This window comes from Janthinobacterium sp. FT14W (genome assembly GCF_009208755.1).
In the GTDB taxonomy this organism is placed as follows: domain Bacteria; phylum Pseudomonadota; class Gammaproteobacteria; order Burkholderiales; family Burkholderiaceae_D; genus Janthinobacterium; species Janthinobacterium violaceinigrum.
In genome coordinates this window covers 23,852-48,533 of record NZ_WFLL01000006.1, presented here as the reverse complement: position 1 = coordinate 48,533, position 24,682 = coordinate 23,852, and the positions used below count along the sequence as shown (strand labels likewise).

13 protein-coding genes are annotated in these 24,682 nt (G+C 67.6%); 1 reads left to right on the top strand and 12 read right to left on the bottom strand.

The window, feature by feature from the left end:
- Positions 1-128: 128 nt before the first annotated feature.
- The 12 genes from GCN74_RS06340 to GCN74_RS28675 form a co-directional block, all read right to left on the bottom strand.
- Positions 129-617, bottom strand: coding sequence for a YbjN domain-containing protein (locus GCN74_RS06340; protein ID WP_226938904.1), 489 nt, complete (start codon positions 615-617; stop codon positions 129-131).
- 29 nt (positions 618-646) lie between these two features.
- On the bottom strand, positions 647-1,336 hold the full coding sequence (locus tag GCN74_RS06335; protein WP_193316992.1) for a hypothetical protein: 690 nt from the start codon (positions 1,334-1,336) through the stop codon (positions 647-649).
- Between the two features lie 9 nt (positions 1,337-1,345).
- Complete coding sequence (locus tag GCN74_RS06330; RefSeq protein WP_226938903.1) at positions 1,346-3,049, bottom strand: putative porin; 1,704 nt, start codon at positions 3,047-3,049, stop codon at positions 1,346-1,348.
- A 187-nt stretch (positions 3,050-3,236) separates the two neighbouring features.
- A complete protein-coding gene (locus tag GCN74_RS06325; RefSeq protein WP_226938902.1) occupies positions 3,237-3,950 on the bottom strand; it encodes a TonB family protein in 714 nt (237 codons plus the stop codon).
- Positions 3,951-3,960: 10 nt separating this feature from the next.
- Positions 3,961-4,371, bottom strand: coding sequence for an ExbD/TolR family protein (locus GCN74_RS06320; protein WP_034753784.1), 411 nt, complete (start codon positions 4,369-4,371; stop codon positions 3,961-3,963).
- Between the two features lie 13 nt (positions 4,372-4,384).
- Complete coding sequence (locus tag GCN74_RS06315) at positions 4,385-6,166, bottom strand: DUF2341 domain-containing protein (protein ID WP_152255870.1); 1,782 nt, start codon at positions 6,164-6,166, stop codon at positions 4,385-4,387.
- A gap of 56 nt (positions 6,167-6,222) precedes the next feature.
- Positions 6,223-7,854 (bottom strand): ShlB/FhaC/HecB family hemolysin secretion/activation protein, encoded by a 1,632-nt coding sequence (locus GCN74_RS06310; RefSeq protein WP_152255869.1) that lies wholly within the window; start codon positions 7,852-7,854, stop codon positions 6,223-6,225.
- Between the two features lie 158 nt (positions 7,855-8,012).
- Positions 8,013-21,680: a filamentous haemagglutinin family protein gene (locus GCN74_RS06305; protein ID WP_152255868.1), complete on the bottom strand. Its 13,668-nt coding sequence runs from the start codon at positions 21,678-21,680 to the stop codon at positions 8,013-8,015.
- Between the two features lie 180 nt (positions 21,681-21,860).
- Entirely contained in the window at positions 21,861-22,808 is a 948-nt protein-coding gene (locus GCN74_RS06300; RefSeq protein WP_152255867.1) for a FecR family protein, read from the bottom strand.
- The gene (locus GCN74_RS06295; protein WP_152255866.1) at positions 22,801-23,358 is read right to left on the bottom strand and encodes an RNA polymerase sigma factor; all 558 of its coding nucleotides are present in this window, start codon (positions 23,356-23,358) and stop codon (positions 22,801-22,803) included. Before GCN74_RS06295 ends, GCN74_RS06300 begins: the two co-directional genes overlap by 8 nt.
- Positions 23,359-23,360: 2 nt before the next feature.
- Entirely contained in the window at positions 23,361-24,026 is a 666-nt protein-coding gene (locus GCN74_RS06290; protein ID WP_193316991.1) for a secretin and TonB N-terminal domain-containing protein, read from the bottom strand.
- Complete coding sequence (locus GCN74_RS28675) at positions 23,977-24,288, bottom strand: hypothetical protein (RefSeq protein WP_193316990.1); 312 nt, start codon at positions 24,286-24,288, stop codon at positions 23,977-23,979. Before GCN74_RS28675 ends, GCN74_RS06290 begins: the two co-directional genes overlap by 50 nt.
- Here GCN74_RS28675 and GCN74_RS06285 point away from each other — a divergent pair.
- Positions 24,287-24,652 (top strand): hypothetical protein, encoded by a 366-nt coding sequence (locus tag GCN74_RS06285; protein ID WP_152255864.1) that lies wholly within the window; start codon positions 24,287-24,289, stop codon positions 24,650-24,652. The genes GCN74_RS28675 and GCN74_RS06285 overlap by 2 nt on opposite strands.
- Positions 24,653-24,682 lie beyond the last annotated feature (30 nt).

The window sequence follows — 24,682 nt, the reverse complement described above, 5'->3', positions numbered from 1 at the left end:
TCACACACGCTCTTTAAGCAGTTTTAATGCGCGATGCCTAAAAAATAAGTATTTAATACGACACTTGGGACCCGCAGGCGGCAAAAAAGGCCCGTCACCGGCCCTTTTTGCCCCGTTTGGCCCGCTTATCAGGCTGCTACAGTTTCTTCTTCGGCCACGCTGGCGGCCTCGACTATCGGTGCCGTGCTTGTATCGGCTGGCGTAAAGTTGCGCAAGAACAAGAAGAACTGGCCCATCATCTGCGTCCACAGTTGCAGATTGATATTCAGATACTCCTGGCTGACGCCGCCGGCAACCAGCACGTCCATTTCCAGCACGACGAAATCGCCATGCTGGGCCACGCGGGCAAAACGCTTGCTGCGATGCCATTCGGCCAGCAAGCCGGCCGGCAAGTCGCCGCCCTGCACGCGCAGCGGGCAGCTCAGGGTCAGATCGGCGTACTGGCCAGGCGCCGCTTCATTGCCCCACAGCACCTGAAAGCCGATGCCATGGCTGGCACTGTGCAGGCGCACGACGCCGTCGTGTTCAATGCTGGTCACGGCGCAGCCGGCCGCCTTGATGGCGTCGGCCATTTGTTCCGCATTCAGGGTGCTCAGCAAGTTGGTATTGTTTTCCATCGTCATTCCATTCATTTCAAAAAGTAAAATTATTGGGGGGCGGGCGCGGGGGCGGCCGGCGTGTCACTGGTTTGACGCGCATCAAAGCGGCCCTGGTACAGCTGGTCGCCGTACTGCTGCGCAATCTGCTCGAGCTTGACGCGGCTTTGCGCGGCGAACGGCTGGCGCGCCTTCATGACGTCCAGCACGTTCAGCGACTCGTACGCTTGCAGGATTTCCTGCCCGGCCGCGAACAGCTGGGCATTCTTGCTCTCGCAGCGCGCCAGGGCGCCCCGCTGCGACGCCACTTCGCCGTCGAGGCGCGCACGTTCCGCTTCCAGCTGCTTGCCCGTGGCGGCCAGCTGCTCGCTGGCCTGGCGATATTGCGCCAGGCTGGCGGCCGCCTCTTGCGCGGCAGTAGCGCTGCGCTGTTGCTGCTCGCCCAGTTTTTCCCGCTGCGCGCGCTCTTGCGCCAGCTGCGACTGGCTGCGCGCCAGTTCCTTTTTCAAGCCCTCGCTGGCAGGTGCGGCGACGGGCGCCGCCTTGGCGGCAGGCACGCCCTTGGCTTTCAGCAATTCCAGCTCGCCGCGCGTCTGCTGCAATTGCGCCGTGACATTGCGCAACTCGGCCCGCAGGCGCTCTTCCATGCTTTGCCCCTTTTGCGCCTGCGCCTGGGCGGTGCCGGCAGCCAGCAAGCTCAGCAACAGTAGCGGCACGCGCATTTTGTTGGATATCAACATCATGGCTCCTTAAAAACGCGCGTTCAGTTCGATTTGCAGGGTATCGATCGACAGTGCCGAACCGAACACTTCGCGGCTCGACGTCCAGCGGCCGTTCAGCCAGGTATTCTTGTCGAGCGCATATGCGCCGCCCAGGTAGTAGCCGCGCGCATTCGTGCCGCCCAGGTGGAAGGTGGAATCGTTGTAGGCGTCAGGCAAGGCATCCGGTTCGATGCGCTTGTAGCCGAGTAAAACGTTCCAGTCGCCGCGCGCCGCCGGGTTCGCCTTGCCCAGGGTTGCCTGCAGCATGTAGGCGTTGCCGCCGCTCCTGAAATCGGCTTGCGACACGCCGCCCGTGCCGCCGAAGTTGTTCATGATGCCGCCCTTGGCGCGCGCCCACATGGCATTCTTGTCGTAGGCCATGTTGCGCACATAATCGCCTTCGATGCGCAAGTCCGTGCCGCCGGCCACCCTGCTATCCCAGCGCGCATTCAGGTTGGCCAGGCGGAACTTCGAGGCCAGGCCCACGAATTGCGGCTGCGGCGTATTCGCCGGGTCCAGCGGATTGAGGGCGATATTACGCAGCAGCATCAAGCTATTGCCCTTTTGCATGCTCGACGGACGCGACCAGTCCGTGCTGCAGCCATCGGCGCCCGCGTACAGCGCGCACGGCTGCGAATATTCGCCGCTGATGTTGCGGAAGTTGTAGTAAGCCAGCGCGCCGCGCAATTGATGGTCGCTATTGACCTTCCACGAGGCGCCCACTTGCGCGCCCAGCAGCCATTTGTTTTCGCTGGACATTTTGGCCTGGCTGCGGCTAGGCGCATTGTCGGACGAATACTCGAGCGGAATCAGGCCCAGGGTACCGAACACGGTGACGTCCTTGCTGTCGCCCACCGGTTGCTGCACCTTGGCGGCGATGCCGTCGAAATTGAGTTCGCTGGAAAACAGTTCGTCGCTGGACACAAACGGATTGTCGAAGCGGCCCGCCGTCAGTTTCAGCCACGCAGCGGGCTGGTACGACAGCCAGGCCTGGTCCAGCCAGATGTTTTTCTTGCCCAGGCCGCCACCGAGGGTTTGCGTGGTGGACACGGGGCTGTCGTCGTTGCCGCTGGCCAGGCGGATGCCCGCTTGCGTGCTGTCGGAAATGTCGGCCAGGATGCCCAGGCGGGCGCGGGCGCGCAGCAAGTGCTTGCGGTCTTCGCGCGTGTTCAGCAGCGCCGGCAGGGCCAGGTTGGTGTTCGAGTTGACGTCGTAGCCGCTGCCGCTGTTGAGCGAGCGCCAGTCGATCTCGATATTGCTGTTGGCCATGTCGTAGTAGCGCGATTCGTAGCGTGCGCGCACATCGCCTTCCACGCGGATGCGCTTGGTCCAGGCCGGCGTTTCATTCGGCGCCGCCCAGCCGCCCGCTTTGGCCTCGGCCAGCACTTGTCCCTTGATCTCGTCGCGGATCTGCTCGCGCACGGTCTGCGAAATATACGGCACGCGCACGTCGCCCGGCTGCACCTGCGCCAGGGCGGCCGGCGCTGCCGCCGGACGCGCTTGCGCAGCGGCCAGCGCCTCGCTCTGCGCCTGCGCCAGCAAGGCTTCGCCGGCATCCTTGTTCAGGGCGCCGCTCTGGATCAGGCCGCGGATCAGCTTGACCATGGTGCTGTCGGCCGGCGCCTGCGCTTGTACTGCGCCTGCCGCCATGCTCAACGCCAGGGCAGCCAGCGCCAGCGGAAGGCGGCGCATGCGCTGTGGGGAAGAAAATAAGGAATTCATTGTTTCTTTCGGTAAAAATTAAAATGAATGTCGTCAAGAACGCCTGACAAAACCGTCGCGAGCGGCAGTGAGTTGTGGCTGAGAAGCGCAGCTGTGCGCAGGCACAGCGAGCATCGCAGGCCGCAAATCACAACGCGCAGCAGGTTTGGTCGGGTGTTCACGGCCGGCGGCCCTTGATCGATACACGTGCCGGGAAACGCAATGACGCCGGTGGCCGCTCGTCGGCGCGGAAGTCGCGCACCATGGCCAGCACCTGCTCATCCGTCTGCGCATTGCCCGTGCCTTGCATCAGCTGCACTTTCGTCGTCCTGCCTTCCGTATCGAGCCACAGGTCGACGCGGATGTCGGCAAAGGCCAGCTGGCGCGTGCGCGGGTCGCGGGCAATGGCCATCTGCAGCGCATTGGCGACATAGCGGCCGTACGATCCCGCGCCCAGGCCGCCACCGCCGCCGCCCGTCATGCCGCCGCCGCGCCCGGCCTGGATGCCGAAGGCGTCGCTGCCGGCCTGCGCTGCGCCGTCGATGGTGACGGGGTCGCCCTTGTCCGGCGACGGGCTTTCCGGCGCGTCATCCATGGGCTTGTCGGCCGGTGTCGGTTCCGGCTCCGACACTTCCGGCACCACCTTGTCCGGCGTCGGTTCCGGCAGTTTTTCCGGTTCCGGCGGCGGCGGGGGCGGGGGCGGCAACATCAGCATCGGCGGGGCCGCCACTTCGCGCTTGGTAGCCGCCGTGTCGGACAGCAGATACCAGACCAGCGCGGCCAGCGCACCGGCCAGCAGGGCGCCGCCGGCCACGCCGCCCCAGCGGCGCCACCACTGCGCCGCGCCCGACGGTTCCGAGGCAGCCATCTTCATCATGTCGTCACGCTTCACCTTGCGCTCCTCATGCCGGCTTGCCGGTCACCAGGCCCACCTGGTTCAGGTCTATGCGGCGCAGCAAGTCCAGCACTTCGACCACTTTCGCGTATTGCACGGCAGCATCGCCGCGCACGATCACGGGGAAGTCGGGTGTCAAGGCCTTTTCCGTGCGCAAGCGCTCTTCCAGCTCGGGCAAGGTGACGGGATAGGCGTCGAGGAAGACCTGGCCCGCGTTGTCGATGGTGATGGCCTTGGTCTTCGGTTTTTCCAGCGCCATGGCCGAGCTGGCCTTGGGCAGGTCGACCTTGATGCCGGGAATGCTGGCATTGCTGGTCAGGATGAAGATCACCAGCACCACCAGCAGCACGTCGACGAAGGGCGTGATATTGATGCCGCCGCTACGCTTGCGGGGGGTAAACTTGGCGGAGGTGGCCATGGTTATGCGCCCCTCACGCCTGTTGCAGCACGGGACGCATCTGGCGTCCGTCGCCCTGCTCTTCAGCCAGGCGCGTGGCAAATTCGTCGACGAAGACGGCCATGTCGGCGACGATGGCGTCCGAACGCGACGACAGCCAGTTGTAGCCGAACAGGGCGGGAATCGCCACGCCCAGGCCCGCAGCCGTACACAGCAGCGCTGCCGCCATGCCGGGCGCCACCGAGTTGATGTCCACGGCGCCGGCCATGGCCGCCACGACGAACACCAGCATGATGCCGATCACGGTGCCGAACAGGCCCACGTACGGCGCGCCTTCAATGGTGGTCGAGAGCCAGATCATGCGCTTGGACATGCGCTCGCTTTCGCGCACCATCACGCCATCCATGGCGGCGCGGATGGCGCCGATCGTCGCGTTCGACACGGCGTTCAGATCGTAGCCGCGGTCATGGCGGCGGCGCATCTCGTCGATGGCCACGTCATACAGGCGCCACAGCGAGGAATCCGTCTTCACGGAAGCGCTCAGCTTGCCGTTGCGCGCCAGGTGGTCCAGCGGCGCGCCGGCCGCTTCGTGGAACGACTGCATGAATTGCGCATTGGCGCGCGAGATGGCGCCATAGCTGCGGCCCTTGCCGATCATGATGATCCACGACAAGACCATCATCAGGCCCAGCACGCCGACGACGATCCACGCGTCGAGCGGCATGGCGGCGATGATGAAGCCGAAATGGCTCTTGCCGGCCTGCTGTTCATCGGCGCCAAACACGGCCAGGCGCGATTCGGAACCTTGCGAGACGGCATCGGCCAGCAGCAAGGCGTCGGGACGGGCCGTGCGCGACAGGCGCAGCTCGTCGATGGCGCCCGTGAAGTTGGCCAGGGTGGCGCCGCCGGTGGCGACCGGCGGGGCATCGGCGCCTACCGAGGCGGCCGTGGCAAACGCCGGCAGGGCGGTGGCCAGCGACACGGCCGGACGGCCGCCCACATACAGGGCCACATTGTTTTTATCGGCCTTGACGGCCAGGTGCGACCATTGCGCTGCCTGGATCGGCTGGCCGGGCTTGCTGCGCTGGCCATTCACTTGCACGAAAGGCACGCCCTGGTCTATGCCGATCAGCAATTCATTGGCGCCGTCGCGGCGTGCATACAGCACTTGTTGGGCGCCCAGGCTGTCCGGACGCACCCAGGCGGAAAACGTGAACGGCGCGCCGGCAGCCAGCGCCAGCGAAGGCGAGGCGGGCAGCATCAGCGGTGCCGTGCCCAGGCGGGCGCCGGCGCCGATGACGGAACCGTCCAGCGCGGGCACGGCCGTCTGGGCATGGTTGCCGTAGGCGGTGCTGTCGCGCGAAGGCACGCCAGGTTCCGTGAAGTGGTACACCAGGCTGTAGTCGGGATCGAAGGTGCGCTGGCCGTTGCCGGAAGCGGGCGCCTTCGGATTGCCGTAGTACATCCACAGCTGCTGCGGCGTGCCCGCCGTCAGGGCCGGGACGTCGACCCAGATCAGGGCGATGCCCAAGAGCGGGTTGAACTGTTCGATCTGGTGGTTCAGCACCGTCTTGTCGTCGCCTGCCACGAAGCGCAGGTCGGCGCCGTTGTCGCTGACGCCTTCGAAGTTGAAATTACCCGAATGCAAGCGCAGCAGCACGGGAATGCGGCCGGGATCGCCGCCGACGGCGCCTGCCTTCGGACCGGCATCGACGGTGACGGGTTTGCGGTAAGCCCAGTCGGGCTGCCACCAGGCATGCGCCAGGCCGGGAACGAGCGTGCCCAGGATCGTGAGCAGAAAAAGAAAACGTTGCATGACAGTGATTCTCCGAAGAAAAGTCTAAAAAAGTGCAGTGCTGGTGAGCTGGCCCGTCAGTAGCTGGCCGACAGGTTGAAATTGATGCGGCGCACGTGTTTGTGCGTGCGCGGGCCATCGCGCAGCGGATAAGCGAAATCGATGCGGCCATTCAGATAGCGCAGGAACTGGAAGCTGCTGCCCACGCCCACGGAAGCCAGGCCGAACAGGTCTTTCTGCTCGATCATCGGGTCGCGCAGGCGCAGGCGCGCGCCATCGGCAAAGGCAAACAGGCGCCAGTTTTCCAGGCGGCTGAAATACGTCAGCTGGGGCGTGCGCCACTCGACGGTGCCCGAGACGCCGTAGTCGCCCGTCGCTTCGGCGGACAGATAGCCGCGCACGGAATTGGCGCCGCCGGCGGCCATCTGCTCGCCCGACACCAGCGCCGCGTCGGCCAGCTGGCCCGACATGCGCCCGTGCAGCTGCGCGCCGCTGCCCAGGGTGTAGGTGGCGTTGGCGTCGCCCTTCAGCACGAGAAAGCTGGGCGACGCCTTGTAGCGCTTGTTGTCATAGGCGGCGCTGTCGCTGCCGTAGCCGAACGAGGCGCGCGTGCCGGCCACCAGCGACAGGCCCAGGCCGTATGTCGCCGCGTCCGTCTGCGCAAAGCCGTTATACGACACGCTCAGGGGCACGTACTTGAGCGGAATATTGCTGCCCGTGCCATTGAGTTTCAAGGCTTCCTGGTTATCCTTGAAATCGATGCCGGCAGAAAAGCTGTGCCACCAGATGCCGCTGTTGGGCACCGTGTAGTTGACTTTCATGCCCAGCGCGTGGCCCTTGCCCAGCACGCTGGTGCCGCCCGCGCTGGCCACATTGCTGTTCGACTGGTAGCCGGTCGCTTCCACGCTCCAGCCCTGCGTGCCGATGGGCGCCACGTACGAGGCGGACCACACCTTGGTCTGGTTCAGGTCGCCCGGCGTGCCGAAAAAGCTGATGGTGGCGCTGTGCCCCAGCTGCCACAGGTTGTCGTGGCCGACCGACATGCTGGTGCGCAGCTTCTTCGTATCAGCGCTGTAATCGTTGTTCAGGCCCACGCTGGCACGCCACGGGCTGCTGTCCTCGACTTTCAAGTCCACGTCCATGGTGCCGGGCAGGCTGCCCTGCTTGACCAGCGGCATCACCTGGCGCTTGGGGCCCCGGTTCAGGGCCGTCAGTTCCGCTTGCGCCTGCGTAAAATCCGGCACCTTGCCTTCCATCAGGGCCGGCACCTGCTGGCGCACGTCGAGCGGCGAGTTGTATTGCGCACCGACCACGCGCAAGCGCCCCACCTTCGTTTCGCTCACCTGCAGCACCACCACGCCCTGCTCCACCTGCTGCTCGGGCAAGTCCACGTAGACGGACTGGTAGCCGCGCGCCTGGTAGGCGGCGACCAGGGCGTCGCGCGCCCCTTCCACGTCCTTCAGGGTGCGGCCCGGCCCCAGGAAGGGCGTGACCGCCTCTTCGATGGCACGCGCATCGAGCACGGTATTGCCGCGCACCAAATATTCCTCGATCGTCACCTGGCGCTCCGGCACGGCCGGCGCGGCTGCAGCTGTTTCCTGAGCGTATGTCATGCCAGGCAGCGCCAGCATGGCCAGGCACAGCATCGTCAAGGCCGTCGCAGGCGCCGCTGGCGCTGCACCCTTGCCCTGTTTTTTCATCTCACGCATCTTCCATTCACCTTAAAATCAAACGGTTGCCCTGTATTGCGGCGCTGGGCCGGCGTTGTGTACTGCGCATGTCGTCCATCGAAGCTTGTCTACTGATGCCTAGACAGTCGCCGCGCGCGGCGACTGCCGAATGTCATCAAATGTTCATAAAACTCCGCTCAAGGCTGCAAACCGCGCCGCTCGTTCGGCGTGAGCGCCTGCAGCTGCGGCGCCGTCAACGGCCCCGCGCCCAGCACCTGCACCACGCCGGCCGGCTGGTAGCTGGACGCCTGCGGTTCGCCGCCCGCGTGCTTGCCCACACCGGCTTCGTCCGCCTGCTCGTTGCCAAAGCCCAGCACCTTCACCGTGAACAGCGACGGCTGCGCCTGGCGCGTGGCGGCCCGTTCGCGCTGCAGCACGTCCTGCGCCGCGGTGACGGCTTGCGTGGCGGCCGCGCTGGCATTGCTGAGCGCCCCCACGTTCACCGAGGCGATCACGGGCATGCCCGTGGACTTGCCCTGCACCTGGATGTTTTCCGCGTTCACCACCTGCAAGGCCGCCAGGTTGACGTTGCCCGAGACGCGGATGCCCGCCTCGCCCGCGTCGATGCTGCCCAGCGGGGCGATCAGGTCGATGTCGCCGGGCGGCACCTCCGGGATCGGATTCAGGGTGGCGATGCCGGCGCCCGTGCTTGGCGTGCTCGGCGACAGGCTGACCAGGCCGATGCTGTCGTAGGTGCGGCGCTGCGGCGTGTAGACGACGGTGGACTTGGTGCCGCGGCCCGCATTGATGTCGCCCGTGGCCGACCAGGCCAGGATGTTGCCGCCGAAAGTGGTGAAGATGCGGCTCTGGCCCAGCAGGATGCTGTCTTTCGCATACATCTGGATCTCGCCCGCCCCCTGCGTCAGCACGCCCGAGCCTTCGCCCGGCGCATAGCCGCCGTCGACGCCGATCAGCGCGCGCCCGCCCGGCACCGCGATGCCGATATCGCCGCCGAAATCCGTATGGATGCCGGCATCGTTGACGATCACGTGCGGCACGTTGACGACCGGACGCCCCGCCTCGGCCCACTCCTGCGGGCTCAAGTAGCGCACGCCCTCGACGGGCCGCTTGGTATAGATGCCTGCGTAGTCGTTGACCGTGTACAGCGCGCTGCTGAACATCGTCAGGTCGCCCTTGTACTCAATCTTCTTGCCCGCCTTGTCCTGGGAGGGGAACAGGGTGGCGATGGCTTCGCGGCCGCGCAGGTAGCTGCCGCGACGCATGCCGTCCGGATCGTTGTATTCACGCCCGGCCGCCTTCAGTTCGGCAAAGTAGACATTGCTCAGGTACACCTGCTGCTGTTCCTTCGGCAAGGCGGCAAAGAAGCTGCGCGCATCGGTGGCCGGGTCGTAGCGGATGCCCAGGCCGCTGTCGCCGCCAAAGCGCGTCGTCAGCCAGTTCACCAGGTGCAACTGGCTGACCAGCGCGTATTCGCGCGCCAGGTCGCGCCGCACGCCGCCCGTTTGCGCGCCGGCCTTCTCCAGTTCCGCCTGTTTCGTGCCGAGGAAGGCGGAAGCGCCCGCTTCGTCGCCGCCGTAGCCGAACTGGCCGCGCAGCCAGTCGGCCAGGGTCAGCTTGCCGCCGTAGACGTACACGGCGCTGCCGGCCTGGTCGGCCAGCGGGCGGCCCGGGTCGGCCAGCTTGGCCGGGTCCAGGTAACGCGCCGCGAAGGCCGCATAGTCGGGGCCATTGCGGCCCACGCCGGCAGCCACGCTGATGCCTGCGCCATTGCCGCGCTCGCCGGGACCGGTGCCGACGATGGAACCGAGGCTGCGCAATTCGGCCTTGTCGGCCATGTACAGGTCGCGCCCGGCGCTCACGTTCAGCTGGCCGGGACCCGCCACATAGAAGGTGCTGTAGCGGATATCGCGCCCGGCGCTGACGACGGAAACGTCATCGGCATGGCGGTGCACGAACAGGTTGCCGCGCGCCGACGAGCTGCCGGTGACGACCGGCTTGTCCGGATAGTCCGGCCGGCCGACAAAGCCCTGGCTGGTCCATCCGGCCGCGCCGTCCGGCACGTCTTCGATGCTGCCCAGCGGCGTGCCCGAATTGACGATGTCGCGCCCGGCGCGCACGGCCACGGCGCCGCCGCCCTCGTACCACACGCCCAGCGGACCCGCTTCTCCCCTCAGCGTGGCCCGGTACACGATGCCGCCCGTGCGCAGGCCGACGATGTCGCCGCTGTTGGCATAGAAATGCGCAGGCAGCTGGCCCACTGGCACATAGTCCGACACCGTCGGTGCCGTCATGCTGAACAGCGGATAGGTCTGTGCCTCCACGCCGGCGCCATTCGCATTCCCCGCAAACGACTTCAGCGGCGAGGGCGCCAGCGCGTTCGTGCTGACGTTATGCAAGGGCAGCAGGCCGAACCAGACCTTGTCCAGCGCCCCGACGAAGCCCGGATTGAACGGGTTCGGCAAGAGGCGCGGATCGGCGCCCGATGGCGTGATGGGATAGCCGGCCGCATGGATGGAATCGGCGGCCAGCATTTCCAGCTGGCCCGTGCCCGTCTTGACGAATTGCGGCGCCACCGGCGACGGCGCCAGGATCACGCCGTTTTGCGGCATGTCGACCTTGCCGCCCTCGCCCAACCTGCCCAGGCTGGCATTGCCGTAATACAAGCTGCCGCTGGCAGCCACGGCGCGCAGCACGGACGGCATGACGAAGCGTCCGTCCGAGGGCGCATGGTTGTCGCCCGTCGCCGATCGGATCCAGGCGGACGTCGGCGTCAGGTTGCCGCCGGCGCTGAACAGGTCGATGGCGGTGGCCGGCGTCCACAGCGAGAACCAGCTCCAGCCCTCGCCGGCGCGCTCGACGCCCTGGTAGTTGAACGGCGAGCCATTGCCCAGCTGCTTCACGCGGCCCGCATCAGCCGTGCCGCCCAGCACCAGGTCGCCACGCGCATCGATGCGCACACCGCTGTCGCCCGGCACCAGGATCGGTCCGCCGCTGGCAATCGCCGTGCCCGCCGTATAGGTTTCATACGGCCGCGATTCCTTCGGATCGGCGCGGTCGAAACGCAGCTCGACGCCGCCCACGGCGCCCGCCTCCATGCGCAGCGCGCCGCGCAGGTTCGTGAAGGTGCTGTTGAGCGTGAGAGACTGGCGCTCGTAGCGCGTATCGACATTCTGGACATCGCTGTTGCGGTCGAAACTGCGCACCTCGGCAACAGGGTTGAGCCCGCCGCCGATGCGGATGTCGAGGTCGCCGCCGCCCGTCAGCAGCAGCTTGCCGTCCGGCGTCACCCTGCCCGTGCTGCCCACGGCCACGTTCAGGCCCTGGCTGCGCGGCGCGTACTCGCCACCCGGATCGGTGCGCGAGGTCAGCATGCCGGCATCGCCGCCCGCCTGCAGCAGCACATTGCCGCCGCCCAGGGTGCCGATGCCCGTAAAGCCCGACACCGCCGGCTGGCCGGCAAACAGCTCGCTGCCGTCGGGACGCGCGACATAGGTGCCAAAATTGATCCACCATGCCGTCGGCACGCCCGCGCCCGTGCTGCCGCTGCCCTGGCGCCACAGCCAGGTGCCGATGTCGCTGGTATCCTGCTGCCGGCTCAGGGCGCCGATTGCGTCCTCGCGGCGCTGCGTGGAGGTGCCCACGGTGTCGCCCTTGACGTCGCCCTGGGCGCGCAGCAGCAGGTTGCCGCCGTGCTCAGGATACCAGGCGCGGTACAGGCTCTCGCTGCCCCCATCGACGAAGCGCGTCAGCTGGTTGTCCAGGGCGCCGAGCAACTGGCCCTTGGCACTGACGCCGCGGGGCAGGTTGAACAGATCCTTGCCATCGACCAGCGGCGAAGCCGACTGCGTGCCCGCCGTGTAGACGCCGTACAGCGAACGCATGTCGAAATCGCCGGCGGCCAGCAGGTCGAGGTCGCCCGTGCCCGTACGCAGCACGCTGAACAGGGGCTGGCGCGCCGGCGCAATCACGTCCACGTATTCGGGCGGTGTGCCATCGGCAACCTTGACCACGATTGCGCCATATTCATTGAAGCCAAGCAGCACTTCTTCGCTGCCAAAGTCATCCAGGTTGATCGGCGTGCCCGGTTCCTGGCCAAACAGGCCGGCATCGTCGCCCCAGATGTATTGTCCGGGCAAGCCGGTGCCTGGAACCAATTCGCGGGCAGGGACCATGCCGTAATGCGTATCGGCCAGCATCAGATGGGCGTCCTTCGCATGCGGCCGCAGCGCACGCGTGTCGGCCGCGGCCGTATCGGCGCCGCCCACCAGGCGCAGTGACCACGCTTGCGAACCCTGGGCCAGCATGGGCGCCAGCGCCAGGTTGCGGCCCTGGCTGCCGCTGCCATCCTCGCTGCGCAGCGCCACCATGGTCGCGTCGCCAGGCAGCTTGACCACGGTGCCGGCGGGCAGCACGCTGCCCTTGTCCAGCGCCAGCGCGGTGGCCAGCACCACGCCGTTGACGGGATTCCATCCATCGCCCACGTCCCACGGCTTGCCTTCCGGGAAGGGCAGGGCCACATTCGCGGGCCACACCATGGCCGCCACCCTGGCTGCGCCAGGCAGGCGCAGGCCGGGATCGAGCTGCATGCCGCTCGATAAGGTCAGCGCCTTCTGCAAGACCGTGCCGGCCGCGTACAGCACGCTGCCATCGGCATTGCGCACGGCGCCGCCCAGCACGCTACCGGCCGGCAAGTTCAGCTCCGCCGTCAAGGTGGCGCGCACCGCCAGCAAGGTGCCGCCGCGCAATTGCATCGGCTTCATCGGCACGGCGAAATTGAGGCTCGTGCCCGATTTGAAATACGTGTCTTCGGCCAGGGTCACCAGGCCCCCTTGCGGCACGACGACATCGCCGCCCCACGGCAAACGGCCCTTCACCAGTTGCCAGCCCTGGTCGTCCGACGTGACGGGCAAGGTGCGGGTATCGAAGCCATCCGTGATGCTGCCAAAGACGCTGAGCTTGCCGCCGGCGCGCACGACCAGCGCGCCCGCCTCGCCCGAGCCGTACACGCCGCTCAGGCGCGCCAGCGGATTGACGCCGTCGTAGCGGTGGCCGGACAGGTCGATGTCGCCATCGATATGCAGGTCGCCGCCCGGCGTGGCGCTGACGATTTCGACGCCGGGTCGCAGGTGGAAGGCGTTCGCATCGCCGCGCAAGCCGCGCAGTTTGTTGTTCATCAAGTTGCCGTTCGCCAGCGCATTGACCATGAAGGCCTGGCTGTCCGCATGCTTCCCGTCCAGGTAAGCCTGGGTAATGCTCTGGTAGTTGCGGCCGTCCGCATCCTTGCCGGTACCCGCCGGGGCATCCTTGTATTGCCAGAAGGCGTTGACGTTGATGTTGCGCGCGCCCGCGATGTTCAAGGCGCCGGCCGCATCGATATCGATATCGTCGCCCGTGGCGCCGCCCAGGCGGCGCGCATTCAGGTCGATGCTGCCGTAATTGCCGCCCTTGTCTCCGCTGCGCAGGTCGAGCCGCGCGCCGTTTTCCAGGGTCAGGCGTCCGCCAGGCGACGCCAGTTCGATCACGGCGCGGTTCGGCGCCTCGATCACTTGCCCGTAGCTGTCCGTGCGCAGCACCGTGCCATGCGCGTCGAGTACGGCGCCGGACTTGATGGTGACGCCGTCGCGGCCGGCCAGGCGGATGCTGCCCACCTGTTCGCCGCTGGCGTCGATGCGGCCGTTCACCGTCAGCGCGCCGCCATCGACGGACACGCTCACTTCGCGCGCCTTGACCTCGTCGCCGATGGCCAGGTCGCCCTGCTTGAGCTGGAAGCTGCGGCTGCCGAACACCTTGCCCGTGTTCAGGCGCTGGTTCAGGCCGGCGAAGTCGCCGATCCGCTGGGCGCGGATTTCCGCGCCGCCGGCCGCATAGGCTACCTGGGTACCGCCCGCGTCATAGCTGCCGCTGGCGCCGCCCAGCAGGGTGCCGCGCAAGTCGGCCGTGCCGGCCGCGTCGCCCGTGGCGATCACGCTCAGCTTGCCGGCGCGGTTGTTCACGGCCGACAGGTCGATCACGGAAGCGGCCGCCTGGCGCACATCGCCCTCGCGGCTGTCGAGGATCACGTCGCCGCCCCAGCTGTACTTGCTGGTGTCGTAGAAATCGATCTTGCGGCCCGCCAGGTCCAGCTTGGCCTTGTCGCCCAGCAGCACATCGCGCTCAGCCGACAGGGTCAATTTTCCGCTTGGCAAGACCACCGACGTATCCACGCTGACATTGTTGCCGCTCAGCGCCACTTCGGCGCCCAGGGCGCCGGCCAGCGCCGCATTCGTCGGCGTGGCGGCCGCTGCGCCTGCCGGCGCGCTCACCTTCAGGTCGCCGCCGGCCGTGATGCGGTTGACGGAACCGGCCGCGCCCGTCAGCAGGGGCGTGTTGATCACGACGTCGCCACCGCTGTAGCGGTAGCCATTGATGGCCGTATCCCACGCGCCCTGCGACTGGTAGACGGACAGGCTGCCCTTGTGGTTGGCGGTGACTTGCTCGCTGGCATTGAGCACCACCTGGCCAAAGCCCAGTATCAAACGGTCCAGATTGTGGATGGTGTCGGGACGGCTGTCCGGCGTGAAGCCGAACTCGATGCGCTTGGCATCGACCTGCAGGCGGCCGCTGCCGGTGCCGGGGCCCGCCGTGACGACGGCGCCAGGCGCATTCGTCGCCCCCTGCCACACCAGGGTGTCCGTGTGGATGCGCGCCAGCGCATCGGCGCCGCCATAGCCGTAGATGGCGGGCGTATTGAGCACCAGGCGCGACAGCGAAGACTTGCCCGTGGCCGCATCGATGGTCGACAGCTGCGACGAGTCATAGAAATTGAAGGAGTTGCGCGCCGTCAAGCCCAGATTTTCCAGTGCCGGCGCACCCGTGCTGGTATCGCCGCGCAGCAGGCGGTCGAGCACGCCCTGATTCAGCGCCAGGCCGTCCGGCAAGGCGCCGCGGGCGCTGGCGTCCGCCAGCGCAGCTTCGCTGCCGATATTGATCGCGCCCATCGCCAGCACCAGGTTGCGCGTACCGTAGCGCACGTTGTCGCGCAGGGTAAACGCGCGCTCCGTCACGGCCGCGATGGTGCCCTCGGAGTACAGCGCGGTGCTGCCGCTGCAAACGCCATTGACCTTGGCGCAGGCGCCGATATCGATGATGCCGGGGCCATACGATTCGGACGGCGGCGCTACGGCCGGCAGCATGTCCAGCCAGCCGTTCGAGACGGCCAGCACGCTGCCCATCGGCTGGTACACATAGCCGTCGCGCGAGTCCCAGGCCGCCTTGCCGCGGCCCAGCGTATTGATGCCGGAACCCTGCTCGAGGATGATGCCGTCGTTTTTTTTCGTCGTCACGAGGAACACTTCGGCCGCCTTCAGCACGGCGCCGTCGCGCAGCACGATGCCGCCTGCCGATTCGTTGATGGCGGCGATGTTGGCGCGCTGGTTGCTGCCCGTGGCGAAATCGCTGTAGGTGACGCGCGGCAAGCCGCCGATGCCCACGCGCTGGGCGCCGAAGGCGTTGATTTGCGAGGCGTGCACGGACACGCCATCGAAGTCCGCCAGCGGCGCCGTGCCGTCGGCCAGCACTTCGTAGCGGGTCGACGCATGCGTCCCCGTCCCCAGCAGCAGGGAACCGCCAAAGCCGCCCTCGGCCGGCGCGTACAGGGCGCTGCCATCCATCATCAATGGCGTCTGGTTATTCTCGACACTGCGCAGGGACGGGGCGATCAGCTGCAGCCGCACGGCCTTGGCGTCGCGTTCGAGCATGGCGCGCGGCACGCCGTCGCGCGTGGCTTGCGCCATGGCAAAGGCGGCATAGCCCGTTTCATTGTATTGCGAATAGCTGCGCAGCACGTCGGCCGGCGTCAGGATGGCCTGGCCGGGCACGGCGTCGCGGATGGCCGTGCCGGCGATGCCCGTCTGCGCCGCCGTGGCGTACGAGCCGTTGCGCATGGCCACCGTGCCGCCCGCCTCGACGGCGCCGGCCAGGCCATTCAATTCCACACGGAAAGCGCCCGGCAGCAAGGCGAAATTCGATGGCAGCAAGGTGTAGGTGCCGGCCGCCAGGCCGGGCACGCCCGCGCCGATGGTGATCTGGCGTCCCACGGCAGGCTTGCCCGCGCCCTGCTCGGCCATCAGTGGCGCCACGTCCGGCTGGACGCCGGGGATGATGGCGTACACGGGGTTGGTATTCAGGCCGGGCAAGGTGAAGCCGCCATTCGGCTTCATCTGTACCAGCGGATTGAGGCGCGCATCGGTGGAGCCGCCCCGTCCTGCCAGGAAGGCGGCGCCCGTCAAGGTGCCGCCGCCCGACAGGTCGAGCACGGCGCCGGCCTGCACGTCGACGGCAGCGCCCGTCAAGGCGATCTCGGGGCCGTTGCCCACGCCCTTGAACACGATGTCGTTGCCGTCATACAGGTAGCTGAGGCCATCGAGCGTGCCGCCGTACGGCATCGTCAAGCCCTTCGCGCTAACGGAGGTCAGGCTGCCCGGCAACAGGTTGACATGGTCCGTATAGGCTTCATAACCTTCGGCGCCCAGGGTGATCTGGCCCAGCGGCGCGCGCAGCACGCCGCGCTGGTTGATCGTGGGCGCAACCAGGTTCAGGCTGCCAAAGACGGAAAACGGCTGGTTCGGCGTGGCGCTACCGGCGCTGCGCTCGATATTCAGCGTGCGCAAGGGATCGAGCGTGACGCGCACGATGCCGTATTCGTCGACCCGGCTGCTCTGGCCCACGGTGACCATGCCGCTGTCGCCCGTGGCCGGGTAGATTTGCGCGGCCACCAGGGTGGCATTGCCCGGCTGGTACAGGGCGGCGTTGTCCGACATGCGCAAGTCGCCGCGGCTGTTGAGGGTCAGCTGTTCGAAGGCATCGCGTTCCACGGCCAGCGGCTTGCCGCTGCTTTGCACGATCTCGCCCCGCGTGCCCATGTTGACCTCGCCCGCGAGATCGAGCATGCCCGCATCGATCTGCAGCAGGGAGCCGTCGGCCACCAGCGGCACGCCCAGCATGCCGCGCCCCTTGCCCGAGTTTTTCGACCCTTTCACGGCATTGGGCACGATGTAATTGTCCTTCTGCGCGCGTGCGGCCGTTCCCAGGCGCACATACGGCGCCGCCAGGTGTACCTGGCTGGCCAGGCTTGGCCGCTTTTCCTGGCCGTCCTTTTCCTGGCCGTCCATACCCAGCTGTTGCGGCGGCTGCGCCAGGCCCAGCGACGTGGCGCTCAGGCGCAGGCTCTGGCCCAGCGCCAGGTTGACGTCGCCATCCACGCTGAGCATGCCGTTCACGTGCATGGCCAGGTTATCGAAGCCGCCGGCCTGCACGCGGTCGGCACCCAGGCGCGCACTGCCGTAGCGCAAGGCTTCATCCTGCTGGCCCGCGCGCAAATCGGCCGGCAAGGCGCTGTCGCCCTGTACCTGGGCCAGCACGAATTCGCGCGGCACCCGCACCACATTGTCGACGCCGGCGCCTTCCAGCGTCTGGCGGTCCACCTGGCCATAGTTGGGCGTGTCCAGCGCCAGCGCCAGGGTGCCGCCGGCCGCCCCCGCGCCACCGGCCGCCGCGCGCATGGTGCCATCGGCAAAGATGCCGTTGTACGAACTGAGCGAAATCAAGCCGCCGCTGCCGGCCACGTTGACGGCGCCCTGGTTCGGCAAGTCCAGCGTGGCTGCCGCGCCGGTGGCGTCGAGCAGTGCGCCCGGGCGCACGACGACAAAGGCATCGGCCGCATCGACGCTGGCGGCGTCAGCCTTGTAGCGGGCGCCGATTTCGATGCTGCCGCCCTTGTCGGCGCGGCCATAGCGGCCGCCGCGCATGTCGGTGGCGACGGTGGCGCGGCCGGCGACGTCGAGCACGGCGTGTTCGCCGATCCAGATCGACGTGGCTTGTCCCTTGCCGTTCGGCACATCCACATCGTTGCCCGTGCCAAACGTACCCGGCAGCACGGCGATCTTGCCGCCCCAGGCCTCGAGGCGGCCATCGATGCTGACCTGGCCATTGCCCGTCAAGCTGATCTGGCGGCCCGGATCGACCGTCACGACGGCGCCCTCGGCCACCGCCAGGCCGCCCTTCACGTACGGGCTGCCCGCCGTCAGTGTCAGGTCGGCGCCGGCGCGCTGCGTCAGGCGGCCCTTGCGCGCATCTTCCTGGTACAGCGGCGGCGTCCACACTTCCAGCGCGGCGCCTGGATCCGTGCCGCCGGCCACCGTATGGCCGGTGGCGGGTTTGAAGCGCAGCACGGGCATCCGCACGTCGATCTGCGCATTCTTGGCCACCACGACGCCGTCGCGGCCCGTGACGGCGTAGTCGGCAAAGCCGCTCTGGAACAGGCTGGCGTCCAGCGCCAGCATGGGCTGCACGGCTACGTCGCGCCCCAGCGCGACACCGGTCGGCAGCAGCTGGCCGCGGGGCGCGGCCAGCGCTTCGGCAGCGATGCTGCCGGCCGCATACCGCGTCGTCATCGGCTGGATCGGCAAGCCGTTCGGAAAGGCCGCCGCCGAGACCACGAAGCCCGCATTCAAGCCGTTAATCGACGTCAACACGCTACCAGCGGGAACGATGGCGCCGCTGCCCAGATACATCGTGCCGTTGACGACGACCTGCGCCCCCTGCGGCACCACCATGCTGGCTCCCAGGATCAGCGGTTTCTGCGCCGACACGTCCACCGTCACGGCTTGGCTCAGGGTCTGGCCCGGCTTGATCAGGCTGGTGCTGAGCGCGAAATCGAAGGGAATCTTCTCGCCCTTGGCAATCAGGAATTCATCGACGAGGCGCAGGCCCACGGGGGCGCTGCTTCCTGCTGGCAACACGTCGCCGTCGAGCAGCTTGCCGCCGATGCTGACGGCCGTGCCGCTATCGATCGTCAGGCGGCCGCCGCCCTTCACGCCATGGCCGCGCAGCTCGCCGTCGAGCTTGAGCAGGGCGCCCGTCGGCGCTTTTTCGCGCGGCAAGTCGACGGCCAGGGTGATGTCGCCGCCGCGGCCGCCCTGCAGGCTGCCATTGCTCATCAGCGCGGCGCCGGACGAGACGTCGATGACGCTGCCGCCGGCCAGCTCGATGCCGCCGGAGCTCTTCAGGCTGACCTTGCCGCCATTGATATACGGCAAACCGGCGCCGGCGCCCGGGTCCAGCTCCAGGTTGCTCCACAGGCCGCGCGCATCGAGGCGCACGCCGGGCGCCACGCGCACGCCGGCCGGTCCCGCGGGACGCGCTTCCGGCGACACGGGCAGGTCCGCCCACACGGCGCCCGCGGAGGCAAGGTAGCGCGAAATCATGTTGCCGGCGGCAATGCTGCCGCTGCGCGCACTCACGTTCGCCTTGATCCCCACGTCGGTGGCGTGCAGGGCGATGTCGCCGCCATCGGCCACGCGCACGTCGGCATTGACGTCGAGCTTGTCGTAGGCGTAGATGTTCAGTGCGCCCAATTCCAGGCCATTGAGCCAGTCCGCATCGAGCTGCAAGGTTTTGCTGCGCGCGGCGGGCAAGGCCGCATTGAGCAGCTGGCCATCGGCGATGGCTGCCACCTTGCCGATCTCGACCTTTTCCAGCACGGCTTGCGGGCTGTCGCGCAACTGGCCCGACTTCGGATCGAAGACGGGCGTCATTTTGCCGACGATCAATTGACCGGCGCGCGCCGCCGACGTCTGCGCCTGCTTGTAGCTGTCCACGCCGTCGTCGCGCTTGCGCTGCTGGCGTTCGCCCTGGAACACGGATGTGTCGATGTCGCCTTCCAGCACGGCCGCGCCCGTGGAAACGATCAGGCGGCCCGCATCGCGGCCCACCGTGTAGCCGTTTTCCAGGCGCTCGCGGGGACCGATCAAGGCATTGGCAAAGGTTTCCGTCGTGTTCGCGCCCCAGCGCGCATGCGTGCTCTCATAGCCGCGGTACAGGCCCGTGTACAGGTTGTCGCCAGGAGCCGTGCTGAGCTTGTACATCGCGCCATCGGCGCCCTTCAGCCACGTCTGCTTGACCATGCCCGTCTGCACGTCCAGCGAACCGCCGGCGATGTTGATGCGCGAACCGGCCTGCGTCACCACTTCGCCGCCGCCAAAGCCGACGGTGCCGCCCTGGGCCGCCCATTCGCCGACGCCATGGCCGCTGGTATTGAGGTAGCCGCTCACTTCCAGCAAGCCGCCCGCCGTGTACCAGCGGTCCGTGGCGTAGCCGTAGGTGCCGGCCGGCACCAGCACCAGGTCGCGGCGGTCGACCCACACATCGCTGTTGTTCAGGTACTTGGCGTCGCGGCTGCCCGGCGCGTCGCGCTGCTCGTTGCCCTGCACGTTGATCAGCACATTGTTGCTGCTCATGTCGACCTTCACGCCGACGGCGCCGGAGACGTCGATGGCGGCGCCGCGCGCCACGTGGCTGCGGCGGGCTGCATCGGCCAGCACCTGGCCGCCCGTGGCCAGGGTCAGCGAATCGCCCTCGAACTCGATGTTACCGGCGGACACGATGCGCACCAGCGACTGGTCGCGCCGGTCCTGCGGCGTGTCCGTGCCCTTGCCCGTGTCTTTCAGCAAGGTATCGCGCTGCACGTCCAGCGCCGTGGCGCCATTGTCATCGATGAGGATGGCGCTGACGCTGCCGCGCGCCAGGGTGACGCCGGCGTTCTCGTCCGCCGCCGTCAGGTGGATCGTGCCGCGGCCATTGACGGTCGTGCTCGACAACAGCACGCCATCCTGGCGCACGCTATTGCCGCTGAGCGTGATGTCGCCCGTTGCCGCCTGGATCAGGCCGTTGTTGACGACGCTGCCGGCGTTGCTGCCGGCCACGCGCAGCATCCCGACTTCATTGCCGCGCGTGCTCGAATATTGGTTCTTGTCCGTGCCCATGCCCTGGCGCACGACGATGGCGTCGCCCGCCGCCAGGGTCGTCTGGCCGTTCGGCGTGGTGATGGCGCCCGCATTCTCGACGCTGCGGCCGGCCAGCAGCACGTAGCCGCCGCCCTCGGTGACCGTCTGCGGCTTGCGCGTGTCGATGCGCGCGCCGGCGGCGACGACGACGTCCGCCTCGGCCGCCCCATGCGTGTAGGTGTTCTGGCCCAGCAGCAAGTCATTCGCAAAGGTCGGCACGGCGCCCGTGCCCTGCGCCTTGCCGTACAGGCCGCTCTTGAACTGGCTGTCGCTCATGCCCATGGCGGCGGCGGCCAGATTGCGCGTGTCGACCTGGCTGCTGCCCGTAAACACGATGCCGTTGCGGTTGACGATCATCACCGTGCCGTCGGCCTTGATCTGGCCCTGGATCTGGCTGGGGCGCGCCAGCGGATCATTCACGCGGTTCAACACGGCCCAGTTCGATTTCTGGTCGAATTGCAAGGTGGTGTTCTTGCCGACGTTAAAGCTTTCCCAGTTCAGGATCGCCTTGTCATCCGTCTGCACGACCTTCACGACAGTCTTGCCATCGGCCTGGGTCTGCACGGGCGCCTGGGCATTGAGCCAACCCGCCGTCAGGCTGTTGCTGTCGACCTGCAAGCCGCCCTTGACCAGGCCGTCCGGTGCACCGCCGGCGGCCAGCGCCGCCTGGCGCGCGGCCGCCTGCACGGCCTGCTCGGCGGCGATGCCGCGCGCGGCCAGCAACAGATTGTTCAGCGATTGCTGCAGCTTGCCTTCGGCCTTTTGCTGCTGCAACAAGGGATTGTTCAGCGATGTGGCTGGCTGGCCATTCGGCAAGCGCCCCGTGGCGGCAGCCGTGCCCTGCTGCGCGCCCTTGCCCGCGAACCAGGCGCCGCTGAACGGCTGCTGCGCCTGCGCGCCACCCGCCTGCAGCAGCATGGCGATGGCCAGCGCCAGCGGTTTCAGGCGCACCGGGCGACCGGTCCGGTTGCCCGCCATGGCGGAGGAGGATGCGTGTTTCGTGACCGACTTGCTTCGCTGCATGGCGACATTCCCTTTTCATGTTCCGTTGCTGACCGATATCGCGAGGCGGCGCGCGGCACGCACGGGGCGGGCGGCAGGCACTGATTCGCGGCTTCCAGCAGCATTGACAGGGAACAAGGTCCGGGACTGCAAAAGGTCATCAAAATGTCATAATTGGCGGCATGCCATCGGCGTACAGCGCTAGCCGAACAGCACGATGCCGCCCGGCAGCCGCGTCACGCGCGCGCCATACGCATCCTGGATCAGGGCGATCACGTCGTCGAGGCGATCGAGCGAAAAGCTGGCCTGCACGCGCGTGTGCTTCAAGGCGTCGCCATTGAGGATCAGCTTGCCGGGACGGTAGCGGTTCACCTCGTCCACCACCTCGGCCAGGGTGCTTTGCTTGAACACCAGCAGGCGCTGGCGCCACGCGCTGACGTCGCCCCTGGCCACCGCGCGCGCGATGCCGAAATGCTCGGGCCGGTAGCGCAACTGCTGGCCCGCGGCCAGCTCCGCATCGTTGCCCGCCTGCGCCACGCGCAGGCGGCCCGCCAGGCACGTCACGCACACTTCCTGGCCGAACAAACGGATGTTGAAACGCGCGCTGCCGGCCGACACCGTGCCGTCGCCCGCTTGTACGCGCACGCGCGCCGCGCCGCGCAGGCCGGCCTGGAATTCCGCCTCGCCCGCCAGCAGCACCAGTGCGGCGGCGCCGTCCTGCAGCGGCGCCGCATCGAGGCGCGTCTGCGTATTCATCTGCACCAGCACGCCGCCGTCGAGCGCCACTTCGCGCTGCTCGCCCGTGCCGGTGGCGTAGTCCGCGCCCAGGCCCGCGACGGCCGGCCACAGGTCCGTGGGCGGACGCACTATCAGCAGCCCCAGCGAGGCGGCCACGCCGGCGCCCAGCCAGGCGCGCCGCGCCGTATTCACTGGCTGCTGCGTCCGCTTGACGGCAAGCGCGGCCGGCGCCATCGCGCCCCACACGGCGCGCGCCTCGGCAAACGCCGTCGCATGCTTGCGGCTGCGCGCGCACCAATGGCGAAACACTTGCGCGTCGCGCTCGCTGACCTGGCCCGAGGCCAGGCGCACGACCCACGCCTGCGCTTCCTTCTGGATGACACCCATGTCGTCTTCCGCTTGTTCAATCATGATGTTTAGACGTTTTTCCCGCGCCGGGACCGAAGCGCTGAATGAAATCGCGTCCCATGCGCTCGCAGCAGTGTTCTAGGCCGGCGCGCAATTCCTTCTCGACCGTGCGGGCGGAAATGCCGAAACGCTCGGCGATGTCGCGGTGCGGCAATTGATCGACGCGGGCGGCAATGACGATGGCGCGCCGGCGTTTCGGCAACTCCTGCAAGGCCCGCTCCAGTTCTTCCAGTTCGGCGCGCGCGCTGAAGGTGCGGGCCGGGTCCGCCAGTTCATCGGCCATCTCGTACAGATCGTCGATATCCGGCAGGCTGAGCAGGCGCGCATTGTCGCGGCGTTGATCTTCCGCAACGTTGATGGCGATGCGCATCAGGTAGGCGGACGGATAGCTGATCGCCTCGGGCGCCGTCATCCGCTCCACCCGCAGATACGTTTCATGCAGCGCGTCGTTGGCCAGGTCTTCCGAGCCCAGGCGGCGCTGCAGGTGGCGGCGAAACTGTCCATAGCGTTCCAGAAACAGCTTGCGCAAGGTGGTTTTCAGCAATTCCGGCATGCTCAGGGCGCTCCGGCAAGGTGCAGATACGGCGCGCAATCGGCATCGGGATCGGGCCGCGGCGTCAACAAAATCGTCAGCGGCTGCGGCAAGCCCGCGGGCGGCGCGCCATCCATCAGCAGGCTGCGCAGGCGCTGCAGCACGGCACGGTCGCGCTGCGCCACGCCGCTCGGTTCCAGCACGTGCACGGCGCGCACCTTGCCCCGCTCGTCAAGCCACAGCTGAAACGCCAGGCGGTAGCGGCCGAACGCGTCCGGGTGCAAACGGCACAGGGCGCGCGTGAGCGAGCGCTGCAGGATGGCCGCATAGCCTTGCAACGGCGGTGCGGCAGGAACGGCCTCGGCCGGTACGGGCGCCAGCGCCGCGGGGGCATCGGCCAGCGCCAGCAAGGTAAACGCATTGCTGCCGCTGAAGCGCGCGCCCAGCTGCGTGCCTGCCAGCAAGCGCTGCAGCGCCTCGGCCGGCGTGTAGTCGCCGCGCACGGACGCAGCCACCCGCCCCGCCGCCAGCTGGCTGCTGACGAGCACGGAATAGCCGGTCACTTCGCCAAACGCCACCAGCGCCGCATCGAGCGGCTGGGCGGGCAAGTCGAAGCGCAGGGTCGCATGCGCGGCCGCGTCAGCACCGTCCGCGCTGGCTGCCGGCCGCACGAATGTCATCAATGTCATCAATGTCATCAGCAAGCAGGCGGACAGGGCATTGCCCGTTGCGGCGCGGCGGTGGCTTAGTGTCATTTTCCAGGGGAATCAACGAAGAATCCTGCTCATGAAGTGTCTTGACTGCAATGTTCTCTGCAGAATGGCAAGATGGTAGCTTCATAAAATGACAACTGCATGACATGAAATATTTGCTGCGCTTGCCGTGTGTCATCGCCGCGACATATGGTTTTGCTATGCTGAGCGCTTCTTCCACCGCTCCGGGAGCCGCCATGGCACGCCTGTTCTTGCTGTTGCTGTCGGCCTGCGCCGCCCTGTCCGCGCAGGCGGACGAACACACCGTCGTCGTGAACGCCGCCGCGCCCGGGAAGGGGTGCGTGGAAGTGGAAGTCAATGGCAGGCGCGCGCAATCCATCTCTTGCCTGAATGAAAAATTATTGCCGAATAGCAACAACGTGAACCGGCAGCCGCCCACCCTGTCCGGCGCGGAAGCGACCATGCAGCGCCCGTCGAACCAGCTGGGCCTGTACAACCGCGCCGCCCTCGAACACCGCATGGGCAATGCCTTCGGCAAGTCCGTCACGCCGCAGAGGCCGGCGCCTGCGCCGCCCGCCAGCCCGCTGCTGCCGCCCCGCTAGGCCGCTTGTCAACGCACAGTCCATTTGCGC